Source organism: Streptomyces sp. NBC_00670 (genome assembly GCF_036226765.1).
Classification (GTDB): Bacteria; Actinomycetota; Actinomycetes; order Streptomycetales; family Streptomycetaceae; genus Streptomyces.
This window is the reverse complement of record NZ_CP109017.1, coordinates 5,387,536-5,402,898: the sequence shown is the minus strand read 5'-3', so window position 1 is coordinate 5,402,898 and position 15,363 is coordinate 5,387,536. Positions and strand designations below refer to the sequence as shown.

Sequence of the window (15,363 nt, the reverse complement as noted above, 5' to 3'; positions counted from 1 at the left end):
AGCGTGACTGAGCCGTCGCAGTGTGCGAAGGCCGGTGCATCACCCCTGCGCGAAGGGGTCGCGCCGCATACGGCACGCTTCCGGAGACCTCACGCACAGTGATGAGCGACTGTGTCCGGGAGCGCGAAGTGCCGAGGTCGCCGGGGGTCCCACGGACGGTCGAACACTCTCGGTCAGGGTGGGTGGGGGTCGGGGCGGCCGGATGCGATGGCCTGGCGTGTCAACTTCCAGCCGTCGCCGTGTCGTTCCACGAAGCCAAGTGCGCGGAGTTCGTACAGTTTTCCGACGGCGTCGTCGGGGGTCGTGCGTGCTTCGCGGGCGATGTCGTCGGCGGTTGCGGCGGAGCGGCCGGGCAGGGCGGCCAGAACCTGGGCGGCGCCCGTCTCGAGCAGGTCGCGCGGGAGCACGGGGCCGTGTCTGTCCGGTGCGAGTTTGCCCATGTCGCCGACGAGTTCGATGATCTCGGCGACGTCGGAGACGAGGATGGCGTCACCGCGCAGCAGTTCGTGCACTCCGGCGGAGAGCGCGCTGGTCGCGGGGCCGGGGACGCCCATGGTGTGGCGGCCGAGCCGGGTGGCGGCACGGGCGGTGACGAGGGCACCGCTGCGGTGGGCGGCCTCGACGACGACGGTGCCCCGGGTGAGGGCGGCGATGACCCGGTTGCGCTGGATGAATCTGCTGGGCGTGGGGTGGTCGCCGGGTGGCAGTTCGCCGATGACGAGTCCTTGCCGGGCGATTCTGGTGAGCAGTGCGGTGTGTCCGCGGGGGTAGGGGCGGTCGACGCCGCAGGCGAGGACGGCGACGGTGGCGCCGCCGGCGGCGAGGGCACCGCGGTGGGCGGCGCCGTCGACGCCGTAGGCGCCTCCGGAGACGACGACCCAGCCCCGTTCGGCGAGTTGGGCGGCGAGGGTGGTGGCCATGTGCGACCCGTACTCGGTGCAGGCGCGGGCGCCGACGACGGCGACGGAGCGCAGGGCCCACATCCGGAGGCTGGGTGTGCCGCGGACCCAGAGTCCGACGGGCCGGGCGTCCGCCAGGTCGTCGAGCTGCGCGGGCCATTCGATGTCGCCGGGGCGGACGAAGCGCACTCCGGCGTCCCGTGCGACGGCGAGGTCGTGTGCGGGGTCGGCCCGCCGGGCGCGGGCGAGCAGTCCGGCCCACCGTGTGTCCGAAACGCCCGGCAACGGTCCGCCGCCCTCTCCCAGGTGCGCGGCGACCTGGACGGCGCCTCGTTCGCGCAGCCAGCGTCCGGCCGTCTCGTCGCCGGGTTCGACGACACGGCTGAGGAAGACCCGGGCGAGCAGCTCCGGATCGACGGCGCACCCGTCCCCGGCCCGCTGCTCCCCGGCCCGGCGGTCCCCTGCCCGCACGCCCCCTGCCCGGTAGTCGGCGGCCCGCCGCTCCCCGGCCCACCGTTCTCCGGCCCGCCGGTCCTGGGCCCCGTCGCCGTCGGCCGCCCCGCCCTCCCGGGAGGGGGGTTCCGCGGTCATGTGCCCGCTCCGATGGCCATCGGGACGCCGCGCGGGACGCCGGTGCGCAGTTGGAGTGCGAGGCTGACGTCGGCGACGCCGGGGCGGTCGTGGCCGGTGAGGTCGGCGATGGTCCAGGCGACGCGCAGGACGCGGTCGATGCCGCGGGCGGTGAGCGCGCCGCGTTCCAGTTGGTGCTCGGCCTCTTCCATGGCGCCGGGTACGGCGTGCCACCTGCTGCGCAGTTCGCGGCCGGGGATCTCGCTGTTGGTGCTCCAGGGGGTGCCGGCGAGGCGGGCGGCCGCGCGTTCCCGGGCGGCGTGCACGCGGGCGGCGACGGTGGCCGTGGCCTCGCCCCGGGCGCCGACGTCGGTGAGCTGGGAGCGGCTGACGGGGTCGACCTCGACGCGCAGGTCGACGCGGTCCAGGAGTGGTCCGGAGAGCCGGGCCTGGTAGCGGCGGATCACGGAGGGCGGGCATTCGCACTGGGTGTCGCGCTGGGAGAAGCGGCCGCAGGGGCAGGGGTTGGCGGCGAGGACCATCAGGAACTTGGCCGGGAACCGTACGACGCCGGCGCTGCGGGCGATGACCACGTGGCCCGATTCGAGGGGCTGCCGCAGGGCGTCGAGGGCATGGCTGTTGAACTCAGGTGCCTCGTCCAGAAAGAGAATGCCCCGGTGGGCGAGGGAGACCGCGCCCGGGCGGGCGATGCCCTGGCCGCCGCCGACGAGGGCCTGCATGGTGGCGGAGTGGTGGGGTGCGCAGTAGGGGGCGGTGTCGACGAGGGGTTTGCCCGTGGGGAGGAGGCCGGCGACCGAGTGGACGGCGGTGACTTCGAGGGATTCCTGGCGGGTGAGCGCCGGGAGTACGGCCGGGAGCCGTTCGGCGAGCATGGTCTTGCCCGCGCCGGGCGGTCCTTCGAGGAACAGGTGGTGTCCGCCGGCGGCGGCGACCTCGACGGCCGTGCGGGCCGCGTGCTGGCCGACGACGTCGGCGAGGTCGTGGCCGTGGCCGTTGTCCTGGGCGGCGGCGCCGATGGTGTGCATGCCGGTGGCGGCTCCGGCGCCGGGCAGGCGCAGCCCCGCGAGGAGCGGGTCGGGCCGGCCGGCGGTGTCGGGGTCCTCGTCGGGTACGGGTTCGTCGGCGAGGACGGCGATGAGCTGCCGGAGGCTGCGGACGCCGAGGACGGAGACGCCGGGCACCAGGGCGGCCTCGGCCGCCGCGCTCTCGGGGACGACGACCTGTTCGTAGCCGGCGTCGGCGGCGGCGAGGACCGCGGGCAGGACGCCGCGGACGGGGCGGACGCGGCCGTCGAGGCCGAGTTCGCCGATCATGACGATGTCCGCGAGGACGCGCGGGTCGATCCGTTCGCAGGCGCCGAGGACGGCCGCGGCGACGGCCAGATCGAAGCCGCTGCCGCTTTTGGGGACGGAGGCGGGGCTGAGGCCGACGGTGAGTTTCTTCTGGGGCCAGGCGGAGCCGGAGTTGACGACGGCCGCGCGGACCCGGTCCTTGCTCTCGGTGAGGCTCTTGTCGGGCAGGCCGACGAGGGTGAAGGCGGCGACTCCGGGTTCCAGGTCGGCCTGGACCTCGACGACGACGCCCTCGACGCCGACGAGTGCCACCGAGCACGTACGGGCGAATCCCATCACGCCACCCCCCGTACGTGTTCGACGACGGGTGCGCCACGCTTCGGGAGGACGACGCCGACCAGGTCGATGCGGACGCCGCCGGGTGGGGCTCCTCCGTGTTCCTGCAGCCAGCGTTCGGCGAGGCCGCGCAGGCGTTCCGCCTTGGCCGGGGTGATGGCGGCCATGGGGTGTTCGAAGGGGCCGGCCCTGCGTGTCTTGACCTCGCAGATGACGAGTGCGTCGCCGTCGCGGGCGACGATGTCGATCTCGCCGGTCCTGCCGCAGCGCCAGTTGCGCCGCAGGACGGTCAGCCCGGACTCGGTGAGCCGCCGGGCCGCCAGCGCCTCTCCGTACCGTCCGAGCGCGCTGCGCGCCGTCCCTGCGCCGCGTGGTCCGACGGCGGGCGCGCGGACGACGGGCGCGCCGCTCCGTGCCCGCGTCTTCGTGCCGTTCTTCTCAAGCGTCCCTCGGCACGTCTCTCGGTGCGTCTCTCGGTGCGGCTCTCGGTGCGGCTTCCGGTGTGTCTCTTCGTATGTCTCTGCCATGTCGGCACCTCCTCGGCGCCAACACTGCGGGCAGAACCACATACGTGTGGATCTTGGTGGACAACCGGCGGATTGTGGATATCTCCACCACCCGCAGGGGTGGCGCGCGGCTCACTCGTTGACGCGAGCCCGGCCGTCCAGGGCCGATCCGCACCGCCGGGCTCAGCCCTCTCAGCCGCCCGGCAGTTCGAGGTCGCTCTTGTTCAGCTCCTCGATGTTCACGTCCTTGAACGTGAGAACCCGTACCTGCTTGACGAAGCGGGCGGGCCGGTACATGTCCCAGACCCACGCGTCCGCCATTGTCACCTCGAAGAACACCTCACCCTGGACGGAGTGCACCTGCATCTCGTAGTCGTTGGTGAGGTAGAAACGCCGCTCGGTCTCGATCACGTATTTGAACAGACCGACGACATCGCGGTACTCCCGGTAGAGCTTCAGCTCCATCTCGGTCTCGTACTTCTCGAGGTCCTCGGCGCTCATGGCATGTTCCCCTTCAGCCGTGCGTCCCCCTATTGTGCGCCAGCCCCGCGTGCCCCTAGACGATTTCGGTGTCGAGGGTCTCCGGCGCGGCCGGGGGACCGTCGTCGAGCAGCCTGCGCAGCAGCCCGGCGAGTCTGGTCGGATACACCGTCTCACGGGTGAGGGTCAGTTCCCGGCACGTCCACCACCGCGCACCGGCGACGCTGCGCCGCTCCAGTTCCGTCAGGGCCGTCGGCGCCGTCTCGGTCTGGTGGGTACGGGCCAGGTAGTACCACTCGTCCTGGTCCCAGCGGCGCCCGGCGAAGGGGAAGGAGCAGCGGCGCCGCCACAGCACGGGGCCCAGCGTGACGTCGGTGATGCCGGTCTCCTCCGCGAGTTCCCGCCGGGCGGCCTCCTCGCGGGTCTCCTCGCCCTCCAGTCCGCCGCCCGGGGTGAACCACCAGTCGTCGGCCGGGTCGTCCGGTTCGTGTCCGTGCAGGAGCAGGACGCGGTCCTGCGGATCGAGCAGCACCACACGGGCCACCCTGCGCAGCCGCGGCTCGGCGTCCTGGGGAGCCGTTTCCTCCGCGGCCCGCGGTGCCGCCGGCACCGGCTCAGTGGACACCCGCCGGCTCCCTCCGCGACGTCGGCCGCCTGCCGCCCAGGCGCTTGGCGAGGGGCCCGTACGCCGCTCCGCCCAGGATCAGTACGACCCCGGCGACAATCGCGGCGAGGATGATCCGCAGCGGCCCCGGCGAGGAGAGCGGGCCGAGCGTCTCGAACCCGGTCGGGCGGGCCAGCATGCCGTTCATCGGCCAGGCGACGGCGTCCACGCGGGAGTCCACCGCGCTGCGCGGCACCGTGCCGCTGCCGGCCTCGGTGAGGTGGGCGGTGGAGTCGAGGGAACCGCTGCGCTCGTCGCCGAGGAGGAAGAGCCGGCCCTTGGGCACAGTGAGGGTGGGGATCTTCTTGGACTCGGCGGACTGGCCGGCGGGCAGATAGGGCTCGTCGATCTGCTTGCCGTTGACGGTCAGCTTGCCGTCGGTGCAGCAGCCGACGGTGTCGCCGCCGACCGCCACGACCCGCTTGACCATGGGCGCGTTGCCCCAGCTCTTCTGCCGGAAGACGACGACGTCACCGCGTTCGATGTCGTCGCCGTCGACGCGCTGGGCGAGCACCCGGTCGCCGGCGTCGATGGTGGGCGTCATGGAGGAGGTCGGCACCGTGTAGGGCTTGTACACGAGGGCGCCCCAGCCGAATCCGCCGAGGAAGAGGACACAGCCGAGGGCCACGGCGATGTTCGACAGCACGCTGCCGAGCCGCCCGCGGCCCCCGCCCGTACGACCTGTCCCGCTCATCCCAGTGCTCCCCCGCGTCGGAGATATGCCTCCGCCGCCCGGGTGGGGGCGCGGAGGATCGGAGATACGGGACGGCACCCTACCCGGCGGTACCGCCGCCGGAAACCCGGGTCTTTCCGCCGGTAACCCGCTCGGTGCGGCGGCGCCTGCGCCACAGGACCAGCGGGGCGACGCCCGCCAGGGCCAGCGCGTCGGGCGCCGCGGCGGCGCTCAGGTTCTGGTCGAAGGTGTCGGGAACGGGCAGCGTGTCCCAACGGGTGGGGGGCCAGGCGATGACGATGGCGCGGCCCACGACGTTGCCGACGGGGACGAAGCCGCCGTTCTTGTCGGAGCGGTGGTAGCGGGAGTCCAGCGAGTTCTGCCGGTGGTCACCCATGACCCAGATTTTGCCCGCGGGTACCGTGACCTTGAACTTCCCGCCCTCGTCGTCGACGCTGCACGGGGTGTTCCCGGCGTAGACGTACGACGTCTCGTCGAGAGGCTTGCCGTTGACCTTCAGCGGGCCGGTGCCGTTGCACTCGATGGTGTCGCCGGCGACGCCGATGACCCGCTTGATGAGGTCCTTCTCGTTGGCCGACGGCATCAGGCCGATCCAGCCGAGGACCCGCTGCACCGGGTTGGGGGTGGGCGTGGGCTCGCCCGCGAGCCAGTTGTCGGGGTCGTGGAAGACGACGACCTCGCCGCGGTCGGGCTCGGAGCCGAACCAGGGGGTGAGCTTGTCGACGAGGACCCGGTCGCCGATCTGGAGGGTGTTCTCCATGGAGGCCGACGGGATCGAGAACGCCTGCACCAGGAAGGTCTTGATCAGCAGCGCGAGCACCAGCGCGATGCCGATGAGCAGCGGCAGCTCCTTCCAGAAGGAGCGCGGTTTCTTCGGGCCGCCCTTCCGGGAGCCGCCGCTCTCCGTGGTGCCGGAGCCGCCGTCCCCGGGGCCGGGTGCCGCTTCGGTGGGACCGGTGTGCTCGCCGTCCCCGGGGTCACTCCCGGGGTACGCGGTGTCTTTCATTGCCGGGGACGCCGTTCCGTCGGATCGCTCGGGCTCGTCTTCCGGACCATCCTGTCCGGACCGCGCGCCGACCGCCAAATCCCCCACATCCACTCCTCACCTTGTGCCGCCGCCCGCGCCACCGTCGGCGCAGGCCCACCACTCCCATAACGAGCGGGAGTTCCGCAGGGGTCGGGAGAGGGATCATTCCGTTTCGGTCCGAGGACGCCACCCTATGCGACGCGGCCGACGCGGTGGCCGTCCCGTTCGGCACCGACGCATACGTGTTCGGCTCCCGCAGCCGCGTCCAGTGCCCGAACGGCCAGACGATGCCGACCGCGCGGCCGACGACGGACTTCTCCGAGACCGTGCCGCCGTACTTCTCGGAACGGTGGTAGCGGGAGTCGGCCGAGTTGGCGCGGTGGTCGCCCATGACCCAGAGCCGGCCCTGCGGCACGGTGACCGAGAAGGCGAAGTCCGAAGGTTTGTTCCCCGGGTGAATGTACGGCTCGTCCAGGGGCATGCCGTTCACCGTCATACGGCCGTCGCTGTCGCAGCACTTGACGGTGTCGCCGCCGATGGCCACGACCCGCTTGATGAGGTCCCGGTCGTTGTCGGAGGGCAGCAGGCCGATGGCGACGAGGCCCTGCTTGATCTGCTTGACGACGACGGGGTCGTCCTTCTTGGTGGTCTTCTCGCCCGCGAGCCAGTTCCCCGGGTCGCGGAAGACCACCACGTCGCCGCGCTCGGGCTCGGAGCCGAACCAGGGGGTGAGCTTGTCGACGACGACCCGGTCGCCGATCTGGATCGTGTTCTCCATGGAGCCCGACGGGATCACGAACGCCTGGACGAGGAAGGTCTTGAGGACCAGCGCGATCAGGACCGCGACGCCGACAAGGATCGGTATCTCCCGCACGGCGCTGCGCCGCCGCTTGCGCTTGACCTTGCGCTGCAGCTTGCGCCGCTCGGCCCGGCTGCGCCCGGTGGGCCCGCCGCCGGCCGGTGCGCCGGCCCGGCGGGAGCCGGTGGGCAGCAGATTGTCCGCGGCGGAACCGCTGGGGCCCGCTCCGCGGGGTCGGCCCCGGTTACCCATGGGCACCGTCCGCGGCGGGCACGCGCGCGTAGGCGCCGGGCCGCTCCAGGTGCGTCCAGTGCCCCGCGGGCCACACGATCCACTCGGCCCGCCCGATCACGTCGCCGACCGGGACCATGCCGCCGCCGGGCGCGCCCAGGCGGTCCCGGGAGTCGCTGGAGTCCGCACGGTGGTCGCCGAGGACGAAGATCCTGCCCTCGGGCACGACGACGTCGAAGGGGACGTCGGACGGAGTGTCACCGGGATGCAGAAACGACGACTCGTCGACCGGCCGGCCGTTCACCTCGAGCCTCCCCTCCTTGTCGCAGCAGACCACATGGTCGCCGCCCACACCGACAACGCGTTTGACGTAGTCCCCGTTTCCGAAGTTCCCCGCCCCGTCGAACACGACGACATCGCCGCGCCGCGGCGGTGCACCGAAACGGTACGCCAACTTATTTACGAGAACGCGGTCCCCGATCCTCAATCCGTTCTCCATGGAACCGCTGGGAATTTCGAACGGCTGGGCGACGAAGGTGCTGAACAGCAGGAGGGCGAGCAGGCAGAGCAGCGCGCCGAGCGTGAGACGCCCGCCGGGGAGCCCTCGCACGGCGCGGGAGATCCCCGACACGCGGGAGGCCGACGAAGCGCGGGAGGCCCACGAAAAACGCGACCGCTCCTCCGGCCCCTCCGTGTCCGAGGGATCCTCGGAGTCGGGGAGGCGGGAGGAACGGTCGCGTTCCACGTGCGGTGTTTCGGTGTCCATCGGGGCCAGATGCTATCCGGCCCGCGATGTGGACCCCGTCAGTGCGCCCCTCGGCGCACTCGCCGACCGCGCCCGCGGGTGCGTCCGGCAGCGCGCTCAGTTGTCGCGCTTCTCCTTGATCTTCGCGGCCTTGCCGCGCAGCTCACGGAGGTAGTACAGCTTGGCGCGGCGCACGTCGCCGCGGGTGACGAGCTCGATCTTCTCCACGATCGGGGTGTGCACCGGGAAGGTGCGCTCGACGCCGACGGAGAAGGAGACCTTGCGGACCGTGAAGGTCTCGCGGACGCCGGAGCCCTGGCGGCGGATGACGACGCCCTTGAACTGCTGCACACGGGAGCGGTTGCCCTCGATGACGCGCACGTGGACGTTGACGGTGTCGCCCGGGCGGAAGTTCGGGACGTCGCTGCGCAGCGACGCGGCGTCGACGGTGTCGAGCAGGTGGGACATGTCAATCTGCTTTCTTCGCTGATGCCACAGGTCATCAACGGAACGAGTGCGATGAAGGATGGTTGCCGTCGGGGTCGGGGCGGGCGTCGTGTCCCCCTGTGGCAGGGGCGCGCGCCGGACTCCGGACAACAGCGGCCTATTCTTCCACGTCGTGCGGCCTGCGCCAAAATCGGCCGTGGGGCTCCCCCTCGGGGTCGGGGGCCCAGCCGAGGATGGAGAGCATCTCGCGGTCCTTCTTGTCGAAGGCGGCGGGCGGGCAGCCCTCGATGAGGTCGGGGCGGTGGGCGCTGGTGCGCCTGAGGGCCTCGTCACGGCGCCAGCGGGCGATCTTCCCGTGGTGACCGCTGAGCAGCACCTCGGGGATGCCGTGGCCGCGCCAGTGGGGCGGCTTGGTGTAGACGGGGCCCTCCAGGAGGCTCGCCATGGCGCCGGGGGCGAAGGAGTCGTCGCGGTGGGACTCGGCGTTGCCGAGGACGCCGGGGAGCAGCCGGGCGACGGCCTCGGTGATCACCAGGACGGCCGCCTCGCCGCCGGCCAGGACGTAGTCGCCGATGGACACCTCGTAGACGGGCAGCCGCCGCGCGTACTCGTCGGTGACCCGGCGGTCGATGCCCTCGTAGCGCGCGGGCGTGAAGACCAGCCAGGGGCGCTGCGACAGCTCGGCGGCGAGCTCCTGGGTGAAGGGCCGCCCGCTGGGCGTGGGGACGACGAGGACGGGGCCGTGGGCGCCGTCCTCGTAGCCGTCGGCGAGGACGGTGTCCAGGGCGTCGCCCCACGGTTCGGTCTTCATGACCATGCCGGGGCCGCCGCCGTAGGGGGTGTCGTCGACGGTGTTGTGACGGTCGTAGGTCCAGGACCGCAGGTCGTGCACGTGCACATCGAGCCGGCCGCCGGCGCGGGCCTTGCCGACGAGGGAGACGTTCAGGGGGTCCAGGTACTCGGGGAAGATCGTGACGACGTCGAGCCGCATCACGCCCGCGCTCCCGGGGTCTCGCCGGGGGCGTCGTCGTCCTTGCCGGCGGCGTTTTCGTCGCCCTCAGGAGCCGCATCGCCCTCAGGGGCGGCGTCGTCCTCAGGAGCGGCATCGCCCTTGGGGGCGGCGTCGTCCGCGCGCGCGGAGGCGATTTCCGCGCGGTCGTCGATCAGCCCGGGCGGCGGGTCGATGACGGCCTTCTGCTCGGCGAGGTCGATGACGGTGACGATCTCCTCGACGAAGGGGATCATCACCTCGGTGCCGTCCGGGCGTTCCACGACGAACAGGTCCTGCGAGGGCAGGTGGGAGACCTCGGTGATGCGGCCGACCTCGGTGCCGTCCTCGGTGACGACGTCGAGGTCGATGAGCTGGTGGTCGTAGTACTCGTCCTCGCCCTCGGGCAGCTCGTCGGGGTCGACGTCGGCGATCAGGACGGTGTTGCGCAGGGCCTCGGCGGCGGTGCGGTCGCGCACGCCCTCGAAGCGCAGGAGCAGCCGGCCGCTGTGCACCCGGCCGGTCTCGATGGTGAGGGGGCCCGCGGAGGCCGGGTCGGTGGCGAGTACGGCGCCGGGGGCGAGCCGGAGCTCCGGCTCGTCGGTACGGACCTCGACGGTGACCTCGCCCTTGATGCCGTGGGCGCGGCCGATCCGTGCGACTACCAGCTGCACTGTGGAAGATCTCCTGTCCGAAACGTCGGGGACGGGCACCCGGGACGTCGGGGACGGCTCCGGGGCGCCTGGAAACGACTGCGGGCCGGGGCGGGCGCGGTGGCCCTCCCCGGCCCGAGCCGGTTGCGATGACGCGTCAGCGGACGTGGTCCACGTCGACGAGGTCGACGCGGACACCGCGGCCGCCGATGGCACCCACGACGGTGCGCAGTGCGCGTGCGGTGCGGCCGTTGCGGCCGATCACCTTGCCGAGGTCGTCGGGGTGGACCCGGACCTCGAGCACACGACCGCGGCGCAGGTTGCGCGAGGCCACCTGCACATCGTCAGGGTTGTCGACGATGCCCTTCACGAGGTGCTCGAGCGCCTCTTCGAGCATGCTGCTCAGGCCTCGGTCGACTCGGTGGAAGAGGACTCGGCGGCGGCCTCGTCCTTCTTCTCGGCCTTCTTCTTCTGGGTGATCGCCTCACCCTTGCCCTCGTCGTCACCGCCGAGGGACTCGAACACCGGGCGGGCCGACTTCTCCTGCGGCTGGAGCAGCGGCGCGGGGGCGGGCTCGCCCTTGTACTTCTGCCAGTCGCCGGTCTTCTTCAGGATGGCGAGCACGGGCTCGGTCGGCTGGGCGCCGACGGAGAGCCAGTACGCGACACGGTCGGCGTCGACCTCGATGCGCGAGGGGTTCTGCACCGGGTGGTACAGACCGATCTCCTCGATGGCCCGGCCGTCACGGCGGGTACGGGAGTCGGCGACGACGATGCGGTAGTGAGGCGAACGGATCTTGCCCAGACGCTTCAGCTTGATCTTGACTGCCACGGGAGTGGGTTCTCCTGGATTTGACGTGGTTGGGCACGGCGAGGAAGCCGCGTGGGGTTGCGGTACCCGAGTGCCCGACGGACGCGTCAGCCGGAGGAGAGAGGGGTCCTGTGCGGCTGTCGAGTACAGCTAGCCATTGTGCCACACACCGCGCGGCGCGCCGTCCCCGGGGGACGGGGCCGCGGCCCGCGCTCGGGCAGCCCTCAGCGGCACCCGGCGCGGGGCCGTCCGTGGACGGCCGCGCGCGGGGTGCGGCTGGGACCGGCCCGCCCTGCGCGGGGTGCGCTCCCGCAGGGTGCGGGCCCTCGAGCGGGTGTACGCGGTGGGCCGGCGACGGCCGGACCTTCCCGGCATCCACGAGATGCCGGAAGGGTCAGCCCACGCCTGCGCCCACGACCTCCGGGATGCGGAACGGTTTTCCGCACCCGCCGCACATGATCGGCGCCTGGGCCAGGACCGACGGGACGACGCGGACGTTGCGCCCGCAGTCGCACACGGCCTTGACACGGACGCCGCCGCCGGAGGAGCCGTGGCGGGCGGCGGGACCGCGGAACGAGCGGGCCGTGTCGGCGGCCGTCGCCGCCGAGTGGGCCTTCAGCGCGCGCTGCAGCCGCTCGATCGTGGGTCGGTACCTCCGCTTGGCCTCGGGATTGAGCGTGACCAGCGAGAAGCCGCTGCTGGGATGCGGCTCGTCGGGGTGGTCCAGGCCCAGCTCCTCGGCGATCGCGAGGAATCGGCGGTTGTGGTAGCGGCCTGCGCGTGAGGTGTCACGGATGCCGCGGGCGGCGGCGATGCCGTGGACCGCCTCGTGAAGCAGGCGCTCGAAGGAGAGTTCGTGTCCGCAGGCGGACGACGACTCCCCGATCAGGGATTCGGGTGCGGCAAGGTCGGGCAGCTCGGGGTGGTGCCGCTGAATGTCGGCCCACGCCTGCGCCAGCTCTGCGGCGAGAACAGTTGGTGTCGTGCTCACGTAATGACAACGAGCCGGAGGGCTCCTGTGTTCCTATTCCGGGCCATCCCAAATAATTTGCACGTACCCGTCAGTTGCGGCTGATGCGTCGCGACGAGGGCGGGTGCGCCGATCCCCGGAGAAGCCTCACAGCTCATACCAAGCTGGTGCGTAGTCGCACGTACGGACAGCCGCGTAGCCGGCGGCCGCGGGAGCCCCGTCGGCCTTCGCACGCGCCCCAACGGGCCCCGGCCGCCCCGACGTTACCGGGTACCCGGCGCCGCCACGGCACCGGCCCCGCCCCGGGGGCGCACGGGGCACGGACGGGGCGCGGCGCCGACGGCGTACTCCGTCCCGTATGCGGTACCCCGAGGAGTGGCGACGCGTCGCAAGCAGTGTGCCGCGACCACTGGACGTCACGACAGGTGCGGAGTTTCCTGGCATACGGGGGGAGCGCGCGCACGTCACGGGGGCCACGGAATCGGGCACAGGGGCAACTCTCGGCGGATTGGGGCGCTTTTGATGACACCTACGCTCGTGCGACGGCCTCCGGCACACGCCGGCTCCCCGCCCCGCGTGGACGCACACGCCCGCGCACGGGACTGGGCCGAGATCCAGGAGCGGATGCTGGTCCCGCTCTACGAGGCGGTCTACGACCGGCTCGGTGTGGGCGCCGGTACGCGGCTGCTCGGGCTCGGCTGCGGTTCCGGGCTGGCGCTGCTGCTGGCGGCCTCGCGGGGCGCGGCGGTGACGGGGGTGGACACCGGACACACCGAGCTGCTGGCGCTCGCGCGGGAGCGGCTGCTGCCGGGCGCGGGCGCGCAGGCCCCGCACGCGGGGGCGCCCGCGCGGGAGCCCGCGCCGGGGTGTGCGCGACTCGTGGAGGGGGCGCCCGGTGACGCGGCCCCGCCGTCCGGACGCCCCGGGTACGACGTCGTCACCGTGTTCGAACCCCTCGGTCCCCCGTCCGGCGGTACCGAAGGCCTCGTCGAGACACTCGGGGAGGCGGCGCCGCTGGCGGAGCGCGGCGGCGCGGTGGTGCTCGCCGGGTGGGGGCCGGCGGAGCGGTGCGCGACCGCGTCCGTTCTGCGGGTGGCGGCGAAGCTGGCGGATCCGGTGCGCGGCGGGGACGCCGACGGGGACACCGGTGCCGTTCCGTCGCCGGGGGCCGCCGGCTGGCGGCCGGCCGGCCGCGACCGGCTGGAGGAGGCCGCGCAGCGGGCCGGGCTGCGGCCGGACGGGTCGGGGCGGGTCGCCTGCCCGTTCGGCTACGCGGACACGGGCAGCGCGGTACGGGGGCTCAGGTCCACCGGTCTGTTCGACGCGGCCCTCGCCGTGACGGACGAGGAGCAGGTCGAGAAGGAGCTGGCGGAGGCACTGCATCCGCATGTGCGCGAGGACGGCACGGTGTGGATGCCGAACGTCTTCCGCTATCTGGTCGCCCGGAGGGGGTGATCGGCGGACCGGGGGCGACTCCGGTCGCTCCCGGTCGCCGCCCGTCCGGTCCGTGGCGCCGCCCGCCGGCCCGTCACGCCGCCCGCTCAGGCCCCGCTCAGGGCCTTGGCGCCGCCCGCTCAGCCCATGAATTTCTTGAACTCGTCCGGCAGCTCGAAGTCCTGGCCTGCGCCCTGCTGCGGCAGCCCGAACGCGTCGCCGCCCTGGCCGGCACCCTGCGCGGCGGCGGCCGCACGGCGGGCCGCAGCCTCCTGCTCCTGCTGCTTGCGCTTCATCGGGTTGCCCGAGCGCTGCTTGCCCTTGGCCTTCTTCTGCTGCTTCTTCTGCCGGCCGGGACCGCCACCCATGCCGGGCATCCCCGGCATGCCGGGCATTCCGCCGCCCTGTGCCATGCGCGACATCATCTTCCGCGCCTCGAAGAACCGTTCGACCAGGTTCTTCACGGCGCTGACCTCGACACCGGAACCCCGCGCGATACGGGCCCGCCGCGAGCCGTTGATGATCGTCGGCTCCTGGCGCTCGGCCGGGGTCATCGACTTGATGATCGCGGCCGTACGGTCGACGTCCCGCTCGTCGATGTTGTTGATCTGGTCCTTGATCTGCCCCATGCCCGGCAGCATCCCGAGCAGCTTGGAGATCGACCCCATCTTCCTGACCTGCTCCATCTGGGCCAGGAAGTCGTCGAGCGTGAAGTCCTGGCCCTTCTTGGAGGCCAGCTTGGAGGCCATCTTCTCGGCCTCGGCCTGGCTGAAGGTCCGCTCCGCCTGCTCGATCAGGGTGAGCAGGTCACCCATGTCGAGGATGCGGGAGGCCATCCGGTCCGGGTGGAAGGCGTCGAAGTCGTCGAGCTTCTCGCCGTTCGACGCGAACATGATCGGCTTGCCGGTCACCGAGGCGATCGACAGGGCCGCGCCGCCGCGGGCGTCGCCGTCGAGCTTGGAGAGGACGACGCCGTCGAAGCCGACGCCGTCGCGGAAGGCCTCCGCGGTGTTGACGGCGTCCTGGCCGATCATCGCGTCGACGACGAAGAGGATCTCGTCGGGGCTGACGGCGTCGCGGATGTCCGCGGCCTGCTGCATCAGCTCCTGGTCGATGCCGAGGCGGCCGGCGGTGTCCACGATCACGAGGTCGTGGACCTTGGTCCTGGCGAACTCGATGGAGTCCTTGGCGACCTTGACCGGGTCGCCGACGCCGTTGCCCGGCTCCGGCGCGTAGACCGCGACGCCGGCGCGCTCGGCGACGACGCTGAGCTGGTTGACGGCGTTGGGGCGCTGCAGGTCACAGGCGACGAGCAGCGGCGAGTGGCCCTGCTCCTTGAGCCAGCGGCCCAGCTTGCCCGCGAGGGTGGTCTTACCGGCACCCTGCAGACCCGCGAGCATGATCACGGTCGGCGGCTGCTTGGCGAACCGCAGACGGCGGGTCTCGCCGCCGAGAATCGTGACCAGTTCCTCGTTGACGATTTTGACGATCTGCTGCGCCGGGTTGAGCGCCTTGGAGACCTCGGCGCCGAGGGCCCTCTCCTTGACGTTCTTGATGAACGTACGGACGACCGGGAGAGCCACGTCCGCTTCGAGCAGTGCGATGCGGATCTCGCGCGCCGTGGCGTCGATGTCCGCCTCGCTCAGGCGCCCCTTGCCGCGCAAGTTTTTGAAGGTCGCTGAGAGGCGATCGGAGAGAGTGTCGAACACGGCGGCGTCGGTCCTCGGAGTCGGGGGCAGTCTGAGCGTCTTCCAGGGTATCCGGAGCCGCACGGTTGGGTCTTCACCCCGGCATCGT

General features: G+C 72.3%; 16 protein-coding genes and 1 pseudogene. 1 reads left to right on the top strand and 16 read right to left on the bottom strand.

Going from position 1 to position 15,363, the window contains the following annotated elements; all coding sequences use genetic code 11:
* Positions 1 to 173 precede the first annotated feature (173 nt).
* The 15 genes and pseudogenes from dprA to OIE12_RS24060 form a co-directional block, all read right to left on the bottom strand.
* On the bottom strand, positions 174 to 1,490 hold the full coding sequence (gene dprA, locus OIE12_RS24130; protein ID WP_329138643.1) for a DNA-processing protein DprA: 1,317 nt from the start codon (positions 1,488 to 1,490) through the stop codon (positions 174 to 176).
* Positions 1,487 to 3,118, bottom strand: a complete 1,632-nt coding sequence (locus OIE12_RS24125; protein ID WP_329138641.1) for a YifB family Mg chelatase-like AAA ATPase — start codon at positions 3,116 to 3,118, stop codon at positions 1,487 to 1,489. Before OIE12_RS24125 ends, dprA begins: the two co-directional genes overlap by 4 nt.
* A pseudogene (locus OIE12_RS24120) lies at positions 3,118 to 3,474 on the bottom strand (YraN family protein); the annotation flags it as partial. The pseudogene OIE12_RS24120 and the gene OIE12_RS24125, both read right to left, overlap by 1 nt.
* 342 nt (positions 3,475 to 3,816) lie before the next feature.
* Entirely contained in the window at positions 3,817 to 4,125 is a 309-nt protein-coding gene (locus tag OIE12_RS24115; RefSeq protein ID WP_014675276.1) for a DUF2469 domain-containing protein, read from the bottom strand.
* Between the two features lie 55 nt (positions 4,126 to 4,180).
* Positions 4,181 to 4,714: an NUDIX hydrolase gene (locus tag OIE12_RS24110; RefSeq protein ID WP_329142169.1), complete on the bottom strand. Its 534-nt coding sequence runs from the start codon at positions 4,712 to 4,714 to the stop codon at positions 4,181 to 4,183.
* 4 nt (positions 4,715 to 4,718) lie between these two features.
* Positions 4,719 to 5,462: a signal peptidase I gene (gene lepB, locus OIE12_RS24105; protein WP_329138639.1), complete on the bottom strand. Its 744-nt coding sequence runs from the start codon at positions 5,460 to 5,462 to the stop codon at positions 4,719 to 4,721.
* 79 nt (positions 5,463 to 5,541) lie between these two features.
* Positions 5,542 to 6,555, bottom strand: coding sequence for a signal peptidase I (gene lepB, locus OIE12_RS24100; protein WP_329138637.1), 1,014 nt, complete (start codon positions 6,553 to 6,555; stop codon positions 5,542 to 5,544).
* Entirely contained in the window at positions 6,440 to 7,540 is a 1,101-nt protein-coding gene (lepB, locus tag OIE12_RS24095) for a signal peptidase I (protein WP_329138635.1), read from the bottom strand. Before lepB (OIE12_RS24095) ends, lepB (OIE12_RS24100) begins: the two co-directional genes overlap by 116 nt.
* Positions 7,533 to 8,285 (bottom strand): signal peptidase I, encoded by a 753-nt coding sequence (lepB, locus tag OIE12_RS24090; RefSeq protein WP_329138633.1) that lies wholly within the window; start codon positions 8,283 to 8,285, stop codon positions 7,533 to 7,535. The genes lepB (OIE12_RS24095) and lepB (OIE12_RS24090) overlap by 8 nt, the downstream gene beginning before the upstream one ends.
* Positions 8,286 to 8,381: 96 nt before the next feature.
* Positions 8,382 to 8,732 (bottom strand): 50S ribosomal protein L19, encoded by a 351-nt coding sequence (rplS, locus tag OIE12_RS24085; protein ID WP_006139561.1) that lies wholly within the window; start codon positions 8,730 to 8,732, stop codon positions 8,382 to 8,384.
* A gap of 136 nt (positions 8,733 to 8,868) precedes the next feature.
* Entirely contained in the window at positions 8,869 to 9,702 is an 834-nt protein-coding gene (gene trmD / locus OIE12_RS24080; RefSeq protein WP_329142167.1) for a tRNA (guanosine(37)-N1)-methyltransferase TrmD, read from the bottom strand.
* A complete protein-coding gene (gene rimM, locus OIE12_RS24075; protein ID WP_329138630.1) occupies positions 9,702 to 10,373 on the bottom strand; it encodes a ribosome maturation factor RimM in 672 nt (223 codons plus the stop codon). Before rimM ends, trmD begins: the two co-directional genes overlap by 1 nt.
* A gap of 136 nt (positions 10,374 to 10,509) precedes the next feature.
* A complete protein-coding gene (locus OIE12_RS24070) occupies positions 10,510 to 10,749 on the bottom strand; it encodes an RNA-binding protein (protein WP_003973401.1) in 240 nt (79 codons plus the stop codon).
* 5 nt (positions 10,750 to 10,754) lie between these two features.
* Positions 10,755 to 11,183 (bottom strand): 30S ribosomal protein S16, encoded by a 429-nt coding sequence (gene rpsP / locus OIE12_RS24065; RefSeq protein ID WP_329138628.1) that lies wholly within the window; start codon positions 11,181 to 11,183, stop codon positions 10,755 to 10,757.
* A gap of 373 nt (positions 11,184 to 11,556) precedes the next feature.
* The gene (locus tag OIE12_RS24060) at positions 11,557 to 12,153 is read right to left on the bottom strand and encodes a hypothetical protein (RefSeq protein WP_329138626.1); all 597 of its coding nucleotides are present in this window, start codon (positions 12,151 to 12,153) and stop codon (positions 11,557 to 11,559) included.
* Between the two features lie 501 nt (positions 12,154 to 12,654).
* On the opposite strand from OIE12_RS24060, the gene OIE12_RS24055 reads away from it, so the two are divergent.
* Positions 12,655 to 13,587: an SAM-dependent methyltransferase gene (locus OIE12_RS24055; protein ID WP_329138624.1), complete on the top strand. Its 933-nt coding sequence runs from the start codon at positions 12,655 to 12,657 to the stop codon at positions 13,585 to 13,587.
* Positions 13,588 to 13,706: 119 nt separating this feature from the next.
* On the opposite strand, the gene ffh is transcribed toward OIE12_RS24055, so the two are convergent.
* The gene (gene ffh, locus OIE12_RS24050; protein WP_329138622.1) at positions 13,707 to 15,275 is read right to left on the bottom strand and encodes a signal recognition particle protein; all 1,569 of its coding nucleotides are present in this window, start codon (positions 15,273 to 15,275) and stop codon (positions 13,707 to 13,709) included.
* Positions 15,276 to 15,363: the final 88 nt, after the last annotated feature.

What these genes read in the sequence shown, in the direction of transcription:
- OIE12_RS24070 (WP_003973401.1), bottom strand. Translation starts at nt 10,749, where the DNA reads ATGCTCGAAGAGGCGCTCGAGCACCTCGTGAAGGGCATCGTCGACAAC.
- lepB (WP_329138633.1), bottom strand. Translation starts at nt 8,285, where the DNA reads ATGGACACCGAAACACCGCACGTGGAACGCGACCGTTCCTCCCGCCTC.
- lepB (WP_329138639.1), bottom strand. Translation starts at nt 5,462, where the DNA reads ATGAGCGGGACAGGTCGTACGGGCGGGGGCCGCGGGCGGCTCGGCAGC.
- rplS (WP_006139561.1), bottom strand. Translation starts at nt 8,732, where the DNA reads ATGTCCCACCTGCTCGACACCGTCGACGCCGCGTCGCTGCGCAGCGAC.
- OIE12_RS24055 (WP_329138624.1), top strand. Translation starts at nt 12,655, where the DNA reads ATGACACCTACGCTCGTGCGACGGCCTCCGGCACACGCCGGCTCCCCG.
- lepB (WP_329138635.1), bottom strand. Translation starts at nt 7,540, where the DNA reads ATGGGTAACCGGGGCCGACCCCGCGGAGCGGGCCCCAGCGGTTCCGCC.
- OIE12_RS24125 (WP_329138641.1), bottom strand. Translation starts at nt 3,118, where the DNA reads ATGGGATTCGCCCGTACGTGCTCGGTGGCACTCGTCGGCGTCGAGGGC.
- OIE12_RS24115 (WP_014675276.1), bottom strand. Translation starts at nt 4,125, where the DNA reads ATGAGCGCCGAGGACCTCGAGAAGTACGAGACCGAGATGGAGCTGAAG.
- trmD (WP_329142167.1), bottom strand. Translation starts at nt 9,702, where the DNA reads ATGCGGCTCGACGTCGTCACGATCTTCCCCGAGTACCTGGACCCCCTG.
- dprA (WP_329138643.1), bottom strand. Translation starts at nt 1,490, where the DNA reads ATGACCGCGGAACCCCCCTCCCGGGAGGGCGGGGCGGCCGACGGCGAC.